The organism is Sphingomonas sp. IW22 (genome assembly GCF_041321155.1).
GTDB lineage: Bacteria > Pseudomonadota > Alphaproteobacteria > Sphingomonadales > Sphingomonadaceae > Sphingomonas.
This window is the reverse complement of record NZ_JBGGWB010000001.1, coordinates 431093-450478: the sequence shown is the minus strand read 5'-3', so window position 1 is coordinate 450478 and position 19386 is coordinate 431093. Positions and strand designations below refer to the sequence as shown.

At 65.6% G+C, this 19386-nt stretch carries 14 protein-coding genes; 8 read left to right on the top strand and 6 right to left on the bottom strand.

Annotated elements, in window-relative coordinates; all coding sequences use genetic code 11:
• The first annotated feature begins 14 nt into the window (after nt 1–14).
• Together ACAX61_RS02085 and ACAX61_RS02080 are read left to right on the top strand one after the other, a co-directional pair.
• On the top strand, nt 15–1151 hold the full coding sequence (locus ACAX61_RS02085) for an aldose epimerase family protein (RefSeq protein WP_370713170.1): 1137 nt from the start codon (nt 15–17) through the stop codon (nt 1149–1151).
• A gap of 27 nt (nt 1152–1178) precedes the next feature.
• Nucleotides 1179–2342 (top strand): cellulase family glycosylhydrolase, encoded by a 1164-nt coding sequence (locus tag ACAX61_RS02080; protein ID WP_370713169.1) that lies wholly within the window; start codon nt 1179–1181, stop codon nt 2340–2342.
• A 49-nt stretch (nt 2343–2391) separates the two neighbouring features.
• On the opposite strand, the gene ACAX61_RS02075 is transcribed toward ACAX61_RS02080, so the two are convergent.
• From ACAX61_RS02075 to ACAX61_RS02065, 3 genes are read right to left on the bottom strand one after another with little or no spacing between them, the layout of a single operon-like run.
• Nucleotides 2392–3378: a glycoside hydrolase family 43 protein gene (locus ACAX61_RS02075; protein ID WP_370713168.1), complete on the bottom strand. Its 987-nt coding sequence runs from the start codon at nt 3376–3378 to the stop codon at nt 2392–2394.
• Nucleotides 3375–3998: a 2-dehydro-3-deoxy-6-phosphogalactonate aldolase gene (locus tag ACAX61_RS02070; RefSeq protein WP_370713167.1), complete on the bottom strand. Its 624-nt coding sequence runs from the start codon at nt 3996–3998 to the stop codon at nt 3375–3377. Before ACAX61_RS02070 ends, ACAX61_RS02075 begins: the two co-directional genes overlap by 4 nt.
• On the bottom strand, nt 3995–4867 hold the full coding sequence (locus ACAX61_RS02065) for a 2-dehydro-3-deoxygalactonokinase (RefSeq protein ID WP_370713166.1): 873 nt from the start codon (nt 4865–4867) through the stop codon (nt 3995–3997). The genes ACAX61_RS02070 and ACAX61_RS02065 overlap by 4 nt, the downstream gene beginning before the upstream one ends.
• Nucleotides 4868–5033: 166 nt before the next feature.
• Here ACAX61_RS02065 and ACAX61_RS02060 point away from each other — a divergent pair, with 166 nt between their 5' ends.
• From ACAX61_RS02060 to ACAX61_RS02050, 3 genes are read left to right on the top strand one after another with little or no spacing between them, the layout of a single operon-like run.
• Nucleotides 5034–5777 carry a FadR/GntR family transcriptional regulator gene (locus tag ACAX61_RS02060; RefSeq protein WP_370713165.1) on the top strand — a complete coding sequence of 248 codons (744 nt, stop codon included), beginning with the start codon at nt 5034–5036 and terminating at the stop codon, nt 5775–5777.
• A complete protein-coding gene (locus ACAX61_RS02055; protein WP_370713164.1) occupies nt 5774–6697 on the top strand; it encodes a Gfo/Idh/MocA family protein in 924 nt (307 codons plus the stop codon). Before ACAX61_RS02060 ends, ACAX61_RS02055 begins: the two co-directional genes overlap by 4 nt.
• A 58-nt stretch (nt 6698–6755) precedes the next feature.
• On the top strand, nt 6756–8066 hold the full coding sequence (locus ACAX61_RS02050) for a sugar MFS transporter (protein WP_370713163.1): 1311 nt from the start codon (nt 6756–6758) through the stop codon (nt 8064–8066).
• Between the two features lie 86 nt (nt 8067–8152).
• Here ACAX61_RS02050 and ACAX61_RS02045 read toward each other — a convergent pair whose 3' ends face one another.
• Nucleotides 8153–10009 (bottom strand): ABC-F family ATP-binding cassette domain-containing protein, encoded by a 1857-nt coding sequence (locus ACAX61_RS02045; RefSeq protein ID WP_370713162.1) that lies wholly within the window; start codon nt 10007–10009, stop codon nt 8153–8155.
• A gap of 101 nt (nt 10010–10110) precedes the next feature.
• Between ACAX61_RS02045 and ACAX61_RS02040 the strand changes: the two genes are divergently transcribed.
• On the top strand, nt 10111–13227 hold the full coding sequence (locus tag ACAX61_RS02040; RefSeq protein WP_370713161.1) for a DEAD/DEAH box helicase: 3117 nt from the start codon (nt 10111–10113) through the stop codon (nt 13225–13227).
• Between the two features lie 39 nt (nt 13228–13266).
• Here the strand turns inward: ACAX61_RS02040 and proB are convergent, their stop codons facing one another.
• Nucleotides 13267–14412, bottom strand: a complete 1146-nt coding sequence (proB, locus tag ACAX61_RS02035) for a glutamate 5-kinase (protein WP_370713160.1) — start codon at nt 14410–14412, stop codon at nt 13267–13269.
• 214 nt (nt 14413–14626) lie between these two features.
• Between proB and ACAX61_RS02030 the strand changes: the two genes are divergently transcribed.
• Nucleotides 14627–15478, top strand: coding sequence for a pyrroline-5-carboxylate reductase family protein (locus ACAX61_RS02030; RefSeq protein WP_370713159.1), 852 nt, complete (start codon nt 14627–14629; stop codon nt 15476–15478).
• A gap of 61 nt (nt 15479–15539) precedes the next feature.
• Nucleotides 15540–16835 (top strand): glutamate-5-semialdehyde dehydrogenase, encoded by a 1296-nt coding sequence (locus tag ACAX61_RS02025; RefSeq protein WP_370713158.1) that lies wholly within the window; start codon nt 15540–15542, stop codon nt 16833–16835.
• A 136-nt stretch (nt 16836–16971) separates the two neighbouring features.
• Here ACAX61_RS02025 and ACAX61_RS02020 read toward each other — a convergent pair whose 3' ends face one another.
• Nucleotides 16972–19371, bottom strand: coding sequence for a beta-L-arabinofuranosidase domain-containing protein (locus ACAX61_RS02020; RefSeq protein ID WP_370713157.1), 2400 nt, complete (start codon nt 19369–19371; stop codon nt 16972–16974).
• Nucleotides 19372–19386: the final 15 nt, after the last annotated feature.

Here is a 19386-nt window from a genome sequence, read left to right as displayed (position 1 = left end):
TGAGGGAGTGGGACATGAAACGCACGCTGTTTACGGCAACCGCCATGATGACCATGATCGCCGCGCAACCTGCGCTGGCGGGGGAGGCAAAGCGATCGACCTTTGGCGCGATGCCCGACGGGCGCCCCGTGGCCGCCGTCACGCTGTCCAACGGCAAGGGTGTGTCGGCAACGATCATCGCGCTCGGCGCCTCGATCCAGGCGGTCACCATGCCCGACCGCAATGGCAAGGTGGAGGATGTGCAGATCGGCTATGACCGTATCGACGGTTATCTGACCAAGCCCGAGTTTTTCGGCGCGACCGTTGGCCGGGTGGCGAACCGCATCGCCAAAGGGCGCTTCACGCTGGACGGCAAAAGCTATTCCACGCCCGTGAACAACGGCCCTAACTCGCTGCATGGCGGGACCAAGGGTTTCGACAAGGTGCTGTGGGAAGTTACCGACGTGAAAAGCGGCCCGACCGCTTCGGTGACGATGCGCTATGTCAGTCCCGATGGCGACATGGGCTATCCTGGCGAGCTGACCACCTATGCCACCTATTCGCTGGATGAAGCGAACCACCTGACGATCGAGTATCGCGCGACGACCGACAAGCCGACCGTCGTGAACCTGTCGAACCATGCCTACTGGAACCTGGCCGGTGTCGGTTCCCCGCGTGGGGCGATGGGGCATGTCGTGACCATTCCGGCGGACCGCTATACGCCCACCGACGCAACCTCGATCCCGACGGGCGGACACAAGTCGGTGGCGGGCACAGTGTTCGATTTCCGCCAGCCGCATGTCGTTGGCGACCGGGTGCGCGACGCCAGTGATCCGCAGATCGAATATGGTCGCGGCTATGACCATAACTGGGTGATCGGTGACCGGGTGACGCCCGACCAGCATCTGATGGCCCGCGTGGTGGAGCCGGTGTCGGGTCGCGGTTTCGAACTCTGGTCGAACCAGCCGGGCCTGCAATTCTATTCGGGCAATTTCTTCGACGGGACGATCAAGGGAAAGAAGGACCAGATCCTACGCATGGGCGACGCGATCGTCATGGAGCCGCAGCTTTTCCCCGACGCACCCAATCAAAAGGATTTTCCGTCGGTGCGACTGGCCCCCGGCCAGACCTATCGCAACGTCATGACATACCGGCTGTTCGTCGAAAGCTGAGCGCCCGAACAAGACAGGGAGAGAAGAATGAGAAAGATTGTCGCGGGGCTGCTCGCCTCGATCGCGCTGTTTGCCACACCGGCTGAAGCACGCGACCGCTGGACCGAGGCGCAGGCAAAGGCCTGGTACGACCGCCAGCCCTGGCTGGTCGGCGCCAATTATGCCCCCGCCAGCGCCATCAACCAGCTTGAGATGTGGCAGGCCGAAACCTGGAACCCGGCGGAGATCGAGCGCGAGTTCGCGCTTGCCGAGGGGATCGGCATGAACACCATGCGCGTGTTCCTGCACGATCAGCTTTGGGCGCAGGATGCCGAAGGGTTCAAGCGGCGCATCGACGAATTTCTGACCATCGCCGCGCGGCACAAGATCAAGCCGCTGTTCGTGCTGTTCGACAGTGTGTGGGACCCCAATCCGCAGCTGGGACCACAGCATCCACCCATTCCTGGCGTCCATAATTCGGGCTGGGTGCAGGGACCGGGCATGGCGGGTCTGCGCGACAAGAGCCGCTATCCCGGCTACAAGGCATATGTTCAGGGCGTTATCCGCGCCTATGCCAAGGACGATCGCGTTCTGGGCTGGGACTTGTGGAACGAGCCGGACAATGGCGCCGATCAGTATAAGGGGCAGGAGGGCAAGGAACCGCTTGTCCGCGCGCTGCTGGCGCAGGTGTTCGAATGGGCGCGGGACGCCGATCCGACGCAGCCGATTACTTCAGGCGTGTGGATCGGTGAGGACTGGACGCCCGGCGGCAAAAGCTCGCCCATGGAAAAGCTGCAACTGACGCAGTCGGACGTCATCAGCTTCCACGATTACAACTGGCCTGAGACGTTCGAGCGGCGCATCCGCCAGCTTCTGCCGTACAACCGCCCGATCCTGTGCACCGAATATATGGCGCGCGGGAACGGCTCGACCTTTGACGGGTCGCTGCCCATCGGCAAGCGTTACAATGTCGCGATGATGAACTGGGGCTTTGTCGATGGAAAGACGCAGACGCGCCTTCCTTGGGACAGCTGGCAGAAGCCCTATGTCATGGCCGAACCGACGATCTGGTTTCACGAGGTGTTCCGCGCCGACGGCACGCCCTATCGCCAGGCGGAGGTCGATCTGATCCGGCGGCTGACTGCGGCGCCCAAGGGTGTCGTGCCGCCGACCCCGGTTTCCGCCGCAACGACGCGCAAGCGCGGCAGTTGATCGAAGCGGACCCGCTGCCCCGGTCATGGGGCGGCGGGTTCGTTGTTTCTCAGGGGGCCGGTGCTGTGCCGGTCGCGGGGACGGGGAAGATCGGCATCCCGTCCTTCGACCATGTAACTTGCTGGATATGCGGCGCGCGCTGGGGACCGCAGCCCAGCTTGGCAGCATTGTTCGCGTGATAGATCACCCAGCTTCGCCCGCCGGACTTGAAAAAGCCGTTATGCCCCGGCGCCCAGACATTGGTCGCGGGCGATTTGGACAGCACCGGACGCGGTGCCTTGTGCCAGCTGCCAGGCTTCATCGGATCGCTGCCCGGCGCGGCGCTCAACAGGCCCAGTGCATAATCGTCGGACCAGCAGGCGCTGCCCGAATAGGCGATGTGCAGCCCGCCGTCCGGCCCGCGCAGAAATGCCGGCCCCTCCAGGATCTGCCGCCCGCCCTGACGCTCCCACGTCTGATCGGGGCGGGCGATGATCGTTTCCTCACCAACCAGCGTCCAAGGATTTTCCATCCGCGCGACGGCGATCACGCTATCGGGGCCGACATAGGGCGAATAGGCGAAGTAGCGCGTGTCCCCGACGGTAAAGGTCGTGCCGTCAATGCCCGGCCGCTGGGTCCGCATGCGGCCCCGGTCGACCCATTCGCCACGCAGCGGATCGGCGTCGCGGTTCTCCAGCACCCATATGCCGCGATGTGCGTCATCATCGGCGGCCTTGTCGCTGGCGGTGTAATAAATGAACCAGCGTCCATCGATGCGGTGAAGTTCAGGAGCCCAGATCGACGCGCTGTTCGGCCCGCTGGCGGGCGCGCGCCACACCACCTGTTCAGGCGCGTCGGCCAGCCGCGCAAGATCGCGCGTGGCACGGATCGCCAGCCGGTCGCCGCGCGTCGACATATAGTAGAAGGTGCCGCCTTCCTCTACGATCCAGGGGTCGGGACCGGACGGCAGCACCGGATTCACCAGCGTCCGCTGACCCTCCGCAGCCATTAGCGGCGCGGCGCAGCAGGCGAGCGCGACGACCAGCGCGCGGATCATGCCCCGCGCCATGCCGTGACAAAGGCGCGGGCGGCGGCACCCACGTCCGCGGCACTGGCGCCGCGCTTGTACAGGGCGGAGCCAAGGCCGAACCCATCGGCCCCCGCCGCGCGCCATGGGCCCATCGTGTCGGGCGAAATGCCGCCGACCGCCAGCAGCGGCACATCGCGCGGCAATACCGCCCGCTGTGCCTTTACAACCGCGGGGCTGGCTGCCTCCGCCGGGAAGAGCTTGAGCGCGGTTGCCCCCGCCTGAAGCGCGGCGAACGCTTCCGACGCGGTGAAATAGCCGGGCAGCGACGCCATGCCGCGCATCGCCGTTTCGGCGATCACGCGCACATCGGTGTTGGGCGACACGATCATCCGCCCGCCGGCATCGGCAACGCGGCCCACATCTTCGGGCGTCAGCACCGTACCCGCGCCGATCATCGCCCGGTCGCCATGCGCGCGCGCCAGCGCCTCGATACTGGCGAACGGGTCGGGCGAATTCAGCGGCACCTCGATCAGGGTGAAGCCCGCTTCGACCAGCGCGTCACCGATCGCGACGACTTCGTGCGGCTCGACCCCGCGCAGGATCGCGACCAGGGGCAGGGCGGCAAAGGCATTGGCGAATTCGGTCATGATTGTAACTCCCGGATGCGGATGATCCCTGCGAGGAAAGCGGCGTGGCTGTCGACCGGCACGGTGGCGCCGCCGACAGCTTCAATAGCGGTGGTGTAAAGTGTGCCCAGCGCCGGATCGGCCAGCAGGTGAACGGTCGCGCCCGGCTGGACCTGTGCCCGGCAATCCGCACCGATCAGCAGCCCGCTGACATAAGCTGCGGCATCGGCATCGTCGCGCAGCGCCAGCACGCTTGAAGCGCGCACGCCGAACAGCGCGGCGGTCAGGTCACCTTCGCCGCTGCGTGCAACGCCCTGGCGAAAGGCGGGGCCGTCGGCCACGTCGCCCTTCATCGCCGCGCCAATCAGCGCATGATCGCGCAGCAGGGCGAACAACTCTCCGGTCATGGCGGTGGCAAAGCGGGTTAGCGTCCCGCCCTCGATCCGCGCCCATTTGCAATGGGTGCCCGGCTGGCACATCGTCGCATCGCCCGGCGCAAGCCCGCCAGCCACGGCGCCCAGCAACTGCACTTCCTCCCCACGCATCACATCGCCGCGCGATCCTGCGATGAAGCGGACGCCCGGCACGATCCAGGCATCCTCACCCGCGGGCGCCAGCCGCGCGGCCAGATCGTCCAACGTCGCAGGGCAGGGGACATAGCCGGCGTCGATCCAGCCGCGATTTGACCCCACCATGCCCGCCATCAGCATCGGCAGGTCGCCCAGCTTTGCGCGGATTTCGGCAGCGGCGTCGGCAAAGCCATCGCTCGGCACGGCCAGAATACCGGTCGCGTCGCGCATCACGTCCACCGCGCGACCATCCTCGATCCGCCAGGCGCGGCGATTGGTGGTGCCCCAGTCGACGGCGATGAACGCGCTCACAGCGGCCATCCTGCGTCACAAGCGGGCCGGGGTCGGGGCGCTGATGCCATCTGGAACTCTCCTGTTCTCGCCTAAGCGATGCTGAAGGTTTTTTATATGATCAATCGCTCTTGTCGAGGGGGCGTCGATCTGTAAAAGTCAGTGCCGCGACGACGACGAACGATGATGGGGTGGGATGATGGCCGATGATCCGCTGGTGCGGGGTGAACTGGGCCGTAACCTGACATTCGGCCTGCTGGAGGTTCTGGGGCGGGCCATCGTGGTTGGCGAATATCGCGACAAACCATTTCCCAACGAAGCTGAAATCGTAAAGCAGCACGGCGTCAGCCGGTCGGTCACGCGTGAAGCGGTGAAGATGCTGTCAGCCAAGGGATTGCTGGGCGCGCGGCCCAAACAGGGTACGTTCCTGCGCCCCGAAGAAGCGTGGAACCTGTTCGATACCGACGTGCTGCGGTGGTTGCTCGAACGGCGATCCAGCCTGGTGCTGCTGCGCCGCTTCAGCGAGCTTCGGATCGCGGTCGAACCCGCCGCCGCCGCGCTTGCGGCGGGCAGCGCCTCGCCCGAGCAAAAGGCCGCGATCGATGCCGGGCTTGAGCGGATGCGAGCCGCTGATCAGGGTGAAGACGATACGCTGGAGGCGGACATCGCCTTTCACGTCGCGGTGCTGCGTGCGTCGAACAACCCGTTCTTCTCCCAATTTCGCGACGTCGTTACGACTGCGCTGCGCACCTCGATCCGCTTTACCAACCGGCTGGCGGGCCGGTCGGCCAGCATCCAGGATCATGCCGACGTCCGCGACGCTATCGCGGCCGGAGATACGGCGGCGGCCCATGCAGCGATGGCCAAGCTGATTCAGGAAGTGCTGGACCTTATCATGCATTCGGCGGAGCGCGACGCGCCGGCGGGTGTCGGGCAATGAGCCGGGCCATCGCAATCGTCGGCGTGGGCAAGATCGCTCGCGACCAGCATCTGCCCGCCATTGCCGCCAATGCCGATTTCGAACTGGCGGGTGTGGTCACGCATCATGACAACGGCCTGTCCGTTCCCGCCGCCACGACGATCACCGAATTGCACGCGCGGGTGCCGGGGCTGAGCGCGGTTTCGATCTGCACGCCGCCCATGGCCCGCACGCCGCTGATCGCAGAGGCGCTGGCGCTCGGTCTGGACGTGATGGTCGAAAAGCCGCCTGCCGCTACGGTCAGCGAGGGCGAACGCTTTGCCGACATGGCCCGTGCGGCGGGACGGAGCCTGTTCCTGACCTGGCATTCTCGTGAGGCCGACGGCGTGGAGCCGCTGGCCCGCTGGCTGGGCGATCGTGCGATCCGGCACGTCCGCATCGACTGGAAAGAAGATGTGCGCGTCTGGCATCCGGGTCAGGAATGGATCTGGCAACCGGGCATCGGGGTGTTCGATCCCGGCGTCAACGCGCTGTCGATCCTGACCCGCCTGGTACCGGGTGTCACGCTCCGCGATGCGGTGCTGCGCTATCCCACCGATCGCGCCGCGCCCATCGCTGCCGATCTGATCCTGTCGGGTGACGGCGTGCCCCGGATCGACGTTGAATTTTCCTTCGACCAACGCGGGCCACAAACCTGGTCGATCACGATCGAGACCGATGGCGGCACTGCCGTGCTGCGCGACGGCGGCGCGCGGCTGATCATCGAAGACAAAGAGGTCGACGTACCGGGGATCGGCGAATATCCACGCCTGTATCGCCGCTTTGCCGAAATGGCGGGTCGCGCGGTGATCGAGGCAGACCTTTCGCCATTTCGTCTGGTGGCGGATGCGTTCATGCTTGGACGTCATGAACGGGTCGGCCCCTTTCGCTGGGACGATTGAATAACGCTTAAAAGAAACATCGCCTGCGTCGAGCGGGTCTGATGAAGGAGGATCGCCAATGGCCCTGCCGAGCCAAGTGAAGCAAAGTACAGGTGCGGATCAACCGCGCGCAACTTACGCCCCGGCACTGACGCTGCTTGCCAGCCTGTTCTTCATGTGGGGTTTCATCACGGTTATCAACAACACGCTGCTGCCGCATCTGCGCAGCGTGTTCGACCTGAACTATACGCAGACGACGTTGATCGAAAGCGTGTGGTTCATCGCCTATTTCTTTGCTTCGATCCCGTCGGCCAAGCTGATCGAGCGCGTGGGGTATCAGAAGTCGCTGGTGATCGGCCTGTTGATCATGGCGGCGGGCGCGGCGGGAATGACTCTGGCGGCCAGCCTGCCATCTTATGGCGTGACGCTGGTGATGCTGTTCGTGATCGCCAGCGGCATCACGCTGCTGCAGGTTGCGGCCAACCCCTATGTCGCGGTGATCGGTCCGCCTGAGACGTCATCCTCGCGGCTCAATCTGGTGCAGGCGATGAATTCGGCAGGCACCATGCTGGCGCCGCTGTTCGGCGCCTATCTGATCCTGGGTCGTTCCAAGGGCGGCACGGCAGAGGCGGGCACGGTCCTGACCCAGGCCGAGCGTCTGGCCGACGCGCAGTCGGTGGTCCTGCCTTATGTGCTGGTCGCGGCGGTGCTGGTGGTGCTGGCGGTGATCATCGCGCGCTTTCCGCTGCCGGCGCTTGGCTCGTCGACCAGCCGTCTGGCGCGTGAGGAGCGCAAGAAGCATTCGCTGTGGAAGCACCGCAACCTGGTGTTCGGCATCCCGGCGATCTTCATCTATCTGATCGCGGAAATCGGCGTCGCCAACCTGTTCGTCAATTTCGTCAGCCAGCCCGACATCGCCAACCTGACTAACGAACAGGCCGGGCGGTATCTGACCTTCCTGTGGGGCGGGATGATGGTCGGCCGCTTTGCCGGATCGGCGATCATGCAGCGCATTCCCGCAGAGACGGTGCTGGCGGCATTTTCGATCGGCGCGTTCATCGTCATGCTGGTGACCGTCTTCACCACCGGTCCGGTGGCGATGTGGTCGCTGATCCTGGTCGGGCTGTTCCATTCGATCATGTTCCCGACGATCTTCACGCTCGGCATTCGCGGCCTCGGCCCGTTGACCGAGGAAGGATCGGGGCTGCTGATCATGGCGATTGCCGGCGGCGCGCTGGTGGTGGTGCAGGGGTGGCTGGCCGACGCCTATGGCCTGCAGCTGTCGTTCCTGCTGACCGCGCTGTGCGAGCTCTACATCCTGTTCTACGCGCTCTGGGGGGCCAAGCCGACCCACGCGCTGGCCGACCCTAAGGTCGACCCCGCCACCTGAGGGCGAAGGACGGTCGACACGAAAAAGGGGCGGTGTGTGGCACCGCCCCTTTCTTTTTATCCGCGGTCAGCCGGTTCGCTTGGACGTCAGGCTGCCAGCTGCTCCATCGCGTCGCTTGCCTCGAGCCATGCGGCTTCGGCGGCGGCGATGCCGTCTTCCAGTTCGGTGCGAGCCTTCATCAACTCGCCCACCGACATTGACGCCAACGGCCCCTTTGCGGCGGCGGGGTCGGCCAGCACCTTGTCGATCTGGTCGCGGCGTTCGGTCAGTCTCGCGACTTCGGCCTCCGCCTCTCGCGCGGCGCGGCGCAGCGCCTTTTCGCGTTCGCGCGTGTCGGCGCCGGAGCGGCGGTCGCCACCCTGCTTCGCGGGCTTCGCCTCCGTATCGCCGCGCAGGACGAAGGCGATGTAATCGTCCAGCGAACCGTCGAATTCCCGCGCGCTGCCCCCGTCGACCAAGACCAGCCGATCGGCGGTCAGCTCGATCATATGGCGGTCGTGGCTGACGATCACCACCGCCCCGCTATAGGCCGCCAGCGCCTGCACCAGTGCTTCGCGCGCATCGACGTCAAGGTGGTTGGTCGGTTCGTCCAGGATCAGCAGGTGCGGCGCGTCGCGCGTGATCAGCGCGATCGCCAGACGCGCACGCTCGCCGCCCGACAGCTTGCCGACTTCCGTCGTCGCCTTGTGCCCTTCAAAGCCAAAGCGGCCCAGCTGCGCGCGCACCGCCGACTGACTGGCCCCCTTCATCATCAGCGTCATGTGCTGAAGCGGGGTTTCGTCGCGGTCCAGTTCCTCGACCTGATATTGGGTGAAATAGCCGACGCGCATCTTGCCCGATGCGTTCATCGCGCCTTCCATGGGGGCGAGCTGGGCCGCCAGCAGCCGCGCCAGCGTCGTCTTGCCGTTGCCGTTGCGACCCAGCAGGGCGATCCGGTCGTCCGGGTCGATCCGCAGGTTCAGCCGCTTCAGGATCGGCGTTTCGCCATAGCCGACCGATGCCAGGTCCAGCGTGATCAGCGGCGGGCGCAGCTCGTCGGGCTTCGGGAAATCGAAGCTCAGGCTGGGATCATCGACCAGTTCGGCGATGGGTTGCAGCTTGCTGAGCATCTTGGCGCGCGACTGGGCCTGTTTGGCGGTCGATGCGCGTGCGGAGTTGCGCGCGACATAGGCCTGAAGCTTCTCCCGCTCCGCCTGCTGCTTGGCTCGTGCCGATGCGATCTGGGCCTGCCGTTCGGCACGCTGCCGCTCGAACGCGTCATAACCGCCGGGATAGAGCGTCAGCTTGCCGCCCGACAGGTGGAGGATATGGTCCACCACATTGTTCAGGAAATCGCGCTCGTGGCTGACCAGCAGGATCGTCGCCGGATAGTTTTTGAGGAAATCCTCCAGCCACAACACGGCTTCGAGATCGAGGTGGTTCGACGGTTCGTCGAGCAGCAGCACGTCGGGGCGCGAGAAGAGCAGACTGGCCAGCGCAACCCGCATCCGCCAGCCGCCGGAAAAGCTGCTGAGCGGGCGATGCTGCGCGTCTTCGTCAAAGCCCAGGCCGACCAGGATCTGCGCCGCGCGCGAGGGGGCGGTATAGGCGTCGATGGCAATCAGCCGGTCATAGACATCGCCCAGCCGATCGGGGTCCTCGCTTGTCTCGCTTTCGACCAGCAGGGCCGCGCGCTCGACATCGGCGGCCAGAACGGTTTCGAACGGCGTTGCTTCTCCGGCGGGCGCTTCCTGCGCGACATAGCCGAGGGTCGCACCGCGCGGCATGTCGACGCTGCCCGCATCGGGTTCGAGCAGGTTGGTCAGCACCCGGATCAGCGTCGTCTTGCCCGCGCCGTTGCGCCCGACAAGGCCGATGCGCCCTTTCGGTGGCAGGCGCGCGCTGGCGCCGTCGATGATCGTGCGTCCGCCAAGGCGCACCGTGATACCGGTCAGGTTTAGCATGGCAGCGCCCCTAGCACCTCGCCGCGCTGTGCCCAAGTCGCGCGGGTCGGAACGTATCCGGTCGATCTCGGTTTGCGATCCATTGAGATTTCGGGGGTGTGATGTTGCAGGTGCGTTCCGAACTGGCCGATGTGTCCGACACTGTCCCAACCCCCGCCGCCAGCCCAGCCGAAATTGCCGCCCATCTTGTCGCCGCCGCGCCCGACGGTGCGTTCGTGATGATGCGCGACCCTGCCCGCGCCGAAGCGGTCGCGCGGCTGTTGCGCGCATTCGACCCCGCCGCCGTGGTGGCACAGATGCCTGCCAGCGACGCGCTGCCGGGTGCCGACGCCTCTGCCGCGAATGTCGGCGCGCGGGTGGGGGCGCTGCACATGCTGCATGACGTGACGGATCGGCGCGCCTATCTGATCGCATCGGCCGAAGCGACGGTCGCACCCGTCGCGCCGCCGGCCGCCTATGCCCCCACGCCCCCCCGTTTTTCGGTGGGTGAGGCGCTGGACGCTGCAAGCTTTGCCGAACGGGCGGAGGCGCTGGGCTATCTGGCCGACGACCGCGTGGACGAGCCGGGCGAGTTCGCCGTGCGGGGTGCGGTCATCGACATTTTCCCGGTCGACAAGCCACAGGCGGTCCGCATCGGCTTTTCCGCGGATGCGATTGGCGAAATCGCTTATTACGATCCGCTCAGCCAGCGTCGCATCGAGACGCTGGAAGCGATTGAGATCGGCCGCGCGCGGGAGCCGGAGGCGCAGCGCGATGCAGTGCTGACCGATCACCTGCCCGACCGACCCGTGCTGATCGAACCGGGCGCCGATGAACAGCGCGCGCGCTTTGTTCGGCTGGCGGGGGAGCGGCGCGATGCCAGCGTCGATGCCGCCCGCTGGCGCCGCGCGCTGGAGGGGCGCGATACGCTGTTCATGCCGGATGCCGCCACGCCGACGCCGCGTTTTGTCGAGCGGCGCGACCCGATGCGGGCCTTTGTGCGCTTCGCCGGAAAGGCGCTGGAACAGGGCGCGCTGCTGCTCGCCGGCAGCGCGCGCGACTTGCGGTTCCTCTCGCGCCGGATCGGCAAGCGGATGAGTGTCGAAATCGAGCCGGTTGAGGGGCTTGGGGACGCGCTGGCGGCGGGGCCAGGCCGGGTGATGACCATCGAGGCGCCGCTGGACCGGGGCTTTGCGCTGGGCACGCTGGCCGTCGTCGCGGCGGCCGATCTGCTGGGCGGGCGTGCAGGGCGGGGCGACCTGCCCGCCAGCCAGGCCGAATTGCTGGCGACTGGTGAACTGCATGTCGGCGACATCGTCGTGCATGAGGATCATGGGATTGCCCGCGTCACCGGACTGGAGCCGATGCCCGATGGAGAGGCTCTGCGGCTGGAATATGCGCGTGAGGGGCGGCGGCTGGTCCCCTTGGGCGAAGTCGATCGGGTGTGGCGATATGGCGCCGATGCGGAAGCGGTGACGCTGGACAGTCTGGATGGCACCAGCTGGGCAAAGCGGCGCGCGGCGGTGCATGTCGCCATCGCCGAAACCGCGCGCGGTCTGACCGGGATCGCTGCGGAGCGCGCGCGGCTGAAGACCGACCCGATCGAGCCGGACCCGGCGACCTATGAACGCTTTGCGTCGCGCTTTCCCTTTACCGAAACCCCCGATCAGGCGCGCGCCATCGCGGCGGTGCGCGACGATCTTGCATCCGGGCAGCCGCTCGACCGGCTGGTGATCGGCGATGTCGGCTATGGCAAGACCGAGGTGGCATTGCGCGCCGCTGCGATGGTCGCGCTGTCGGGGCGGCAGGTGGTCCTTGCCGCGCCGACCACCGTGCTGGTGCGCCAACATCTGGAAACCTTTCGCCGGCGTTTTGCCGATACCGGGATCGAGGTGGCCGGCCTGTCGCGGCTGGACGACGCCGCCACGCAGCGGCATGTGCGCGCGGGGTTGAAGGACGGCTCGATCGGCATCGTGATCGGCACATCGGCGGTCGCGGCAAAGGCCGTTTCCTATCGCGATCTGGCGCTGGTGATCGTGGACGAGGAACAGCGTTTCGGCGCCGCCGACAAGGCGCGGCTAAAGGCGCTGGGGGCGGGGCACAGCCTGATGCTGAGCGCAACGCCCATTCCGCGCAGCCTTCAGGGTGCGCTGGTCGGTTTGCAGAAGCTGTCGATAATCGCGACGCCGCCCGCGCGGCGCCAGCCGATCCGCACGGTCCTGACCGAATTTGACGACGCGACGGTGCGCGCCGCATTGCTGCGCGAAAGCGCGCGTGGCGGGCAGAGCTTTGTCGTCGTGCCCCGGATCGAGGATATTGCCCCGCTGGAGGCGCGGTTGCGAAAGCTGGTGCCTGCACTCGGCATCGTCGTCGCGCACGGCAAGATGCCGGTGGCGGAGATTGACGAGGCGATGGTCGGCTTTGCCAATGGCGATGGCGACATATTGCTCGCGACCAACATCATCGAAGCGGGGCTGGACGTGCCGCGCGCCAATGTGATGATCGTCCACCGCGCCGACCGGTTCGGGCTGGCGCAGCTGCACCAGTTGCGCGGGCGGGTGGGGCGCGGCGGGCGGCGCGGGCAGATCCTGCTGACCACCGAAAGCGGCGCCACCATCGCCCCGCGAACGCGCGAGCGGTTACGCACCCTTCAGGCGTTCGACCAGCTGGGCGCCGGCTTCGCGATCAGCGCGCGCGATCTGGACCTGCGCGGCGCGGGGGATTTGCTGGGCGAGGAACAGGCCGGCCACATGAAGCTGATCGGGGTCGAACTGTATCAGCACATGCTGGCCCATGCGCTGCGCGAAGCGCGCGGCGAAGCGGCTGATCGGCCCGCACCCGAACTGAATCTGGGCGCCGCCGGGCATCTGCCCGCCGATTGGATACCGGAGGAGGGGATACGCCTGTCGCTTTACGCTCGGCTGGCGCGGATCGACGAGCCGGCAATGGTGGATGCGTTCGAGGAAGAGCTGGAGGATCGTTTCGGCACGCTGCCCGATGCGGCGCTTCGCCTGATCGACCCGACGCGGTTGCGACTGCTGGCAAAAATGGCGGGGGTCGCGCGGATCGATGCGGGGCCGGCGGCCATCGCCTATACCCCGGCGTCGGGCGATGGCGACTGGTCCGCTGCCGGACTGGAGCAGCGCGGCGAGCGCTGGATCGACGCGCGCGCCATTGAGGACGAGGGCCAAAGGCTGGCCGCGATCCGCGAAACGCTGGCCATGCTGGAGCCGGACTGAACGCGGCAACGGTCCGCGTTCAGTCCGGGCAGAGATGCCTTATTCAGCGGCGAACAACTGGGGCTTCCACTGGATCTGCCGGCTGTCGAGCGTCGCCAGATTGGTCTTTTCGATCAACACGCCGCGCGACTGATAGCCGAGCAGCGACTTGACCGGCACGTCCAGATTGCGGGTCAGGATTTCAGCCTGTTCGGACGAGAAATCGGTCATGCCCCGCGCACGTTCGATACCCTGTTCGTCATAGACGTGCAGCACGTCACCCTTCGCGAAGTTGCCGGTGATCGAACGCACGTCATAACGGTCGATCCCGCGCTCCCCACGGTCGATGGCGTCGGCAGCTTCGGCGGAAATCACGATGCTGCCCGCCATCTGCAGGCGATTGGTCAGCCACGTCGCCCAACTGGTCAGCGGTTCGTCAAACGCGACGCAGGTGGTGCAGGGGCGCTCCCCCTTCAGCACCGACGAAATCGGGCTTTGGACTTCGCCATTGGCGATCAGCGTGTTGCAACCGGCATTCTGGGCCATGTTGGCGGCCTGCATCTTGGTCAGCATGCCGCCGCTGCCCAATTCGCTGACTTCGCTGGTGACCGCCAGATACTGGCTGACATCATGGACCGTCTCTACCAGCTTTGCGCCCGGTTCCGACGGGTTGCGGTCATAAAGCCCGTCGACACTGGTCAGGATGACCAGATGCTGTGCCTGGATCATCTGAGCGACCTTGGCCGCCAGCCGGTCATTGTCGCCGACGCGGATTTCCTCGGTCGTGATCGTGTCGTTTTCGTTGATGATCGGCAGCACCCCGGCGTCGAGCAGCCGGTGGACGGTGTTCTTGGTGTTCAGGAACCGGGCATGATCCTCGAAATCTCCCAGCGTCACCAGGATCTGCGCGATGTCCAGTTCATGCTGGTGGCCGATATGCTTGTAGGCGTCGAGCAGCAGCGGCATGCCGCACGCGGCTGCCGCCTGCTTGTCGCGCAGGCCGGCCGTCGCGGGGGTGACGTCCAGCATCCGCATCCCCAGCGCGACCGCGCCCGAAGAGCAGAGCACGACTTCATACCCTTCGTCCCGAAGGAGGGCGATATCCTCCAGAACCTGCTGCATGAATCCCCATCGCGGAGTCAGGCGGACCTGATCGGTCAAAAGGCTGGACCCGACCTTTACTACAACGCGCTTTGGTTCGTTCACAAGCAACTCCAATGAATTCTAAAATATAGATGTCGTCTAAGAATAATCGATCCTGCTACACAGAATGAACACGACGTTGACATATGAGCTGGCGGTTAATATGAAGCCCTTATACACATTTTGACGGATGTGGCAAACCGCTCGCCCTGTTTGGGCTGGATGTGGTGGATGTGCCTGATTTGGCCATGTACGATATTTGGTTATCGTCGGAGGAGTGTTCCACCGGGTTTGCGTTGTTCAATCTAATCTATGGGAGAATGTTTTGCGGATCGCACTGGTCGGACATGGAAAAATGGGCGCGGCGTTGATGTCGCAATGGGCCGCGGTCGCCGATCGCCAGTTCCCGGATCATGATTTCCACGTCATCGACCCCGCTGCCCAGCCGGGTACGGACACTCCGGCCCGCGTGACATTCCTCAAAGAAGCGCCGGCGCCCGGCACGACCGCCTATGATCTGGTCATCGTGGCAGTGAAGCCGCAGATGCTGGATCAGGTGCTGCCGACCTATGCCGCGCTGCTGGCCGATAGAGGCTTTGTCGCGTCGATCGCGGCGGGGGCGTCCATCGCCCGGCTGCGCTCGCTCAGCGGCGATGCGCCGGTGGTGCGGATCATGCCGAACCTGCCCGCCGCCATCGGTGCGGGCGTCAGCGGTCTGTGTGCGGACCCCTCCGTCACCCCGGAACAACGCGACGCGGCGGAAGCGTTGATGGCGGCGGTCGGTACTGCCATCTGGGTCGCGGACGAGGATCAGCTGGACCGGCTGACCGCCGTCGCAGGTTCGGGGCCGGGCTATGTGTTCGAAATCGCCCGTACATATGTGGAGGCCGCGCAGACGCTGGGTTTCGATGCCGAGACCGCCAAGCAGCTGGTGCTGGGCACCTTGTCAGGCACGATCGAAATGGCGCGGCAGTCCCCCCTCGATCTTGAGGCGCTGCGGATTAGCGTGACCAGCAAGAACGGCACGACCGCCGCGGGCCTGGATGCGCTGAACGGCAAGGGCGATCTGGACGCGCTGATGCGCGCAACGCTTGAGGCGGCCTATGCGCGCGCGGTCGCGCTGCGCTGACCCGGTACGCCATTCTCCTTTCATACCCAATTCAAGGCGCTTGCGCCGGAAAGAAGCTTTCATGACCCTGTTGAAGACCAAGCCCGAAACCGAAACCGCCATTCAGTCCGACGATGTGGCCGGCCATATCGAGACGCTGGGCCGCACGGCGAAGGCAGCAGCCCGCGCGCTGGCGATGAGCGACACCAACACGCGCAACCGTGCGATCCTGTCCGCCGCGCGCCGCCTGCGCGAAGCGGCGCCCGCGCTGCTTGAGGTCAATGCCGCCGATGTCGCGGATGTGGAGGGACGCAAGCCCGCCGCCTTTATCGACCGGCTGATGCTGGACGAAAAGCGGGTGGAGGCGATGGCCACCGCGCTGGAGGAAATCGCCGCGCTGCCCGACCCTGTCGGGCGTGAGCTGGCGCAGTTCGAACGCCCCAACGGGCTGGACATCCGCCGGGTGGCGGTGCCGATCGGCGTCATCGCCATGATCTTTGAATCGCGGCCAAATGTCGGTGCCGATGCCAGCGCGCTGTGCATCAAATCGGGCAATGCCATCATCCTGCGCGGCGGCTCGGAAAGCCGCCGTTCGACCGCGGCGATCGTCGATTGCATGCAGGCCGGACTGGCCGATGCGGGGCTGCCCGCCCAGTGCGTGCAGACCGTCGGCGTGGCGGACCGCGCCGCTGTGGGCGAGCTTTTACGCGCGGTCGACCATGTCGATCTGGCGATCCCGCGCGGCGGCCGCGGCCTGGTCGAACTGGTCCGCAACGAAGCGCGCGTGCCGACGCTGCTGCACCTGGACGGAAACTGCCACAGCTATATCCACGCCGATGCCGATCTGGATCAGGCAGTGGCGGTGATCCGCAATGCCAAGCTGCGGCGCACCGGCGTGTGCGGCGCAACCGAAAGCATCGTGATCGACCGAGCGATTGCCGACCGGGCGATCCCCGCGCTGGTGGAGGCGCTGCCCGAATGTCAGCTTCGCGGCGATGAGGAAGCGCGCGGCATCGACAGCCGCCTGACTCCCGCCAGTGACAATGACTGGGACTGCGAATATCTGGACGCCATCGCGTCGGTGAAGATCGTCGAAGATCTGGACGCCGGGATCAGCTTTGTCGCGACTCATTCGTCGGGCCATACCGATGCCATCCTGACGCAGAACGATGCCGCCGCCGAACGCTTTCTGCTGGCGATCGACAGCGCCGTCGTCATGCACAATGCCTCAACCCAGTTTTCGGATGGCGGGGAATTCGGCATGGGCGCCGAGATCGGCATCGCAACCGGCAAGATGCATGCGCGCGGTCCGGTCGGGCTGGAGCAGTTGACCAGCTTTAAATATCTGGTGCGGGGTAAGGGGCAGGTTCGCCCCTGATGGCACCGCCCGCCGGCGGTTGCGACGGCAGCATTCATGCGCCGCCGTCGCGACAAGCAGGATTAGCGAAGGACCCGTCGAGTGGCCCTCCCACCTAAGGGAGCTTTTTGCGATAACTTACCAAGCGGGGCGTGCATCAGAGGGTGATGTTCGCCCCCTTTGCCGCTGCGGTATAGATACGAACGCCAAACACCGGCCCGCCGCGTGCCAGGCGGGCGGATGGCTGGAACCGCACCGTGACCTGCGATTTGCCGCGTGTCAGTGCCTCCGGGATCGGATAGTCGACGTCGAAAAACTCGCCGGGGCGCTCGCCATTCAGCTTTTGGCCGGCGATCTTCTGTCCGTCGATCAGGATCTGGAAATCGCGATTGCGCTCCTCACCCCAATAAGTCGCCTGGAGCACAAGCGGTCCGGGCCGTACCTTCATGTGGAATTCGAAAAAGCCGTCGTCGCGCATGTCGCGGCCATGCCGGCCGCGATAGGCGGTAGTGTAGGAATTGGCCGATTTCAGCTGGTGATCGCGTTCGGGCTGCATTTCGCCCAGATGCATGACATCGACCGACCGCGCCTGAAGATCGGCCAGACGCGCCTGTTCGGCGGCGAACGCCTGCTGCTCGACGGCCCATTGCGGTTCGGTGAAGCGGCGGAAATAAACCGCCGTCCGGCGCTGTGTCTGCTGATAGAATGGCGCGAAACTCAGGTCGCCTGGGCGCCCGATGCCGTTCGTGCGAAAGGTTTTGGCGGCTTCCGACACCGGCTGAAATCCGCTCAGCACATCGGCTGAAACCAGCGCGGGCGCGACGCCGTCGAACGGCTTGTCCACCGGCCCCATATCGGCAGCCAGCACCACAGGCCCGTGCAGCATAGCGATGGTCTGCGGATCGTCCGGCGTCGGTTCGGCCCATAGCTGCATCGGCAGGGTCAGCGTCACCCGGTCGCCCGCGCGCCATTCGCGGCGCAGCACGGCATAGCCGTCGCTGGCCAGCATCGGGGTCGCCTGTCCATTGATCTGAACCGATGCGCCCTTGGCCCAGGCGGGGATACGCAGGGCAAGGCCAAATCGCTGGGGGCGGGCCATCCGGTCGATGCGGATGTCGACGGTTTCGCTGAAGGGGTATGCGGTGGCGATCGAAAGTTGCGCATCCCGCTCGGCCCAGTCCAGCGTGGATGGGATGTACAGGTTGGCGATCAGCGTGTCGTCGCCGGTCCACCAGATGCTTTCGCCATGTTTGGAATGCGTCTCGATCCCCGTGCCGACACAGCACCAGAAATTGTCGAACGGTTCGGACCAGTTGCGATGCGATCCCGACGCCAGCGGCACCATATAAGCGAACATGCCGGTTTCGGGGTCCTGATGCGCCAGCATGTGATTGATGTGCGCGCGCTCATAATAATCGAACAGCCGTGCGCTGGGCTGCCAGGCATAAAGATGCCGGGTCAGCTTCAGCATGTTATAGGTGTTGCAGCTTTCGCACGTCTGTTCGGTGATGTGCTTGGATACGGTATTGGGTGCCGGGAAATACTCCCGGTCCGCATTGCCGCCAATGGCGTAGCTATATTGGCCGACCACCGTATCCCAGAAAAAGCGCGCCGCGACGGCATTGCCGGGATCTCCCGTGATCTCGTGCAGGCGGGCCAGGCCGATGATCTTTGGAATCTGGGTATTGGCGTGGATCCAGGGCAGCGAGTTTTCGCGCCGCGACAGCGGGTCCAGCACCTTTTTGTGGCGCAGCCGCTGGGCCAGCCGCAGCCAGCGCGGGTCGCGCGTCCGCACATGCAGTTCGGCGAAACTTTCGTTGATGCCGCCATGCTCGCAATCGAGCACCTTCTGCACCTGTTCGTCGTTCAGCGCAGCGAACACCTTGTCGATATAGCCGCTCAGCGCCACTGCGATCGACAGTGCGCGGTCGTCGCCCGCCAGTGTCTGGGCATCGAACAGCCCGGCATAAAGCTTGTGCCAGGTGTAGAACGGCACCCAGCAGCCGTTCAGGTCGAACCCGGCCGAACGGATGTCTCCGGCCATGATCTCGGGGAAGATCAGCTTCCCATCCTCGTAAACCTCACCGCGCCGGCGGGTGAAGCCCGATACGTAACCGTCACCCGACGCCGCCTGACACGCGGCGAGTTCGTCGATGATATAATTCACCCGGCGGCGGCATTCGTTGTCGCCGGTCTGGGCATGCATCAGCGCCAGCGCGCTCAGATAATGGCCTAGCGTATGGCCGGCGATCGTGTCCGATTCCCAGCCTCCGTAGATCGCGCCCTTTGGCTCCAGCCCGGCATGTTTGCGGAAATTGTGGAGCAGCCGATCCGGCTCCAGCGCCATCAGATAGCCCCGGTTCGCCTCCACCGCGCGCAGGAAGGGTGAAGGCGCCAGCCGCACCGCCGACAGCGGGAAGGGACGCACCGGCCCCGCGAGCCCCGCGGCACCTGCCTGAACACGCGCTTGCAGCGCGCCGCCGGGTAACAGCGCCATCATGGCGGCGGAACCCATCAACATGTCCCTGCGGCTGATCCGGGGAGCGGGCGGGGCCATTGTCTTTCCTTTCGA

Bases quoted from the DNA above. Each gene is read 5' to 3' on its own strand.
- ACAX61_RS02085 (WP_370713170.1), top strand. From the start codon at position 15: ATGAAACGCACGCTGTTTACGGCAACCGCCATGATGACCATGATCGCC.
- ACAX61_RS02080 (WP_370713169.1), top strand. From the start codon at position 1,179: ATGAGAAAGATTGTCGCGGGGCTGCTCGCCTCGATCGCGCTGTTTGCC.
- ACAX61_RS02075 (WP_370713168.1), bottom strand. From the start codon at position 3,378: ATGATCCGCGCGCTGGTCGTCGCGCTCGCCTGCTGCGCCGCGCCGCTA.
- ACAX61_RS02070 (WP_370713167.1), bottom strand. From the start codon at position 3,998: ATGACCGAATTCGCCAATGCCTTTGCCGCCCTGCCCCTGGTCGCGATC.
- ACAX61_RS02065 (WP_370713166.1), bottom strand. From the start codon at position 4,867: ATGGCCGCTGTGAGCGCGTTCATCGCCGTCGACTGGGGCACCACCAAT.
- ACAX61_RS02060 (WP_370713165.1), top strand. From the start codon at position 5,034: ATGATGGCCGATGATCCGCTGGTGCGGGGTGAACTGGGCCGTAACCTG.
- ACAX61_RS02055 (WP_370713164.1), top strand. From the start codon at position 5,774: ATGAGCCGGGCCATCGCAATCGTCGGCGTGGGCAAGATCGCTCGCGAC.
- ACAX61_RS02050 (WP_370713163.1), top strand. From the start codon at position 6,756: ATGGCCCTGCCGAGCCAAGTGAAGCAAAGTACAGGTGCGGATCAACCG.
- ACAX61_RS02045 (WP_370713162.1), bottom strand. From the start codon at position 10,009: ATGCTAAACCTGACCGGTATCACGGTGCGCCTTGGCGGACGCACGATC.
- ACAX61_RS02040 (WP_370713161.1), top strand. From the start codon at position 10,111: ATGTTGCAGGTGCGTTCCGAACTGGCCGATGTGTCCGACACTGTCCCA.
- ACAX61_RS02025 (WP_370713158.1), top strand. From the start codon at position 15,540: ATGACCCTGTTGAAGACCAAGCCCGAAACCGAAACCGCCATTCAGTCC.
- ACAX61_RS02020 (WP_370713157.1), bottom strand. From the start codon at position 19,371: ATGGCCCCGCCCGCTCCCCGGATCAGCCGCAGGGACATGTTGATGGGT.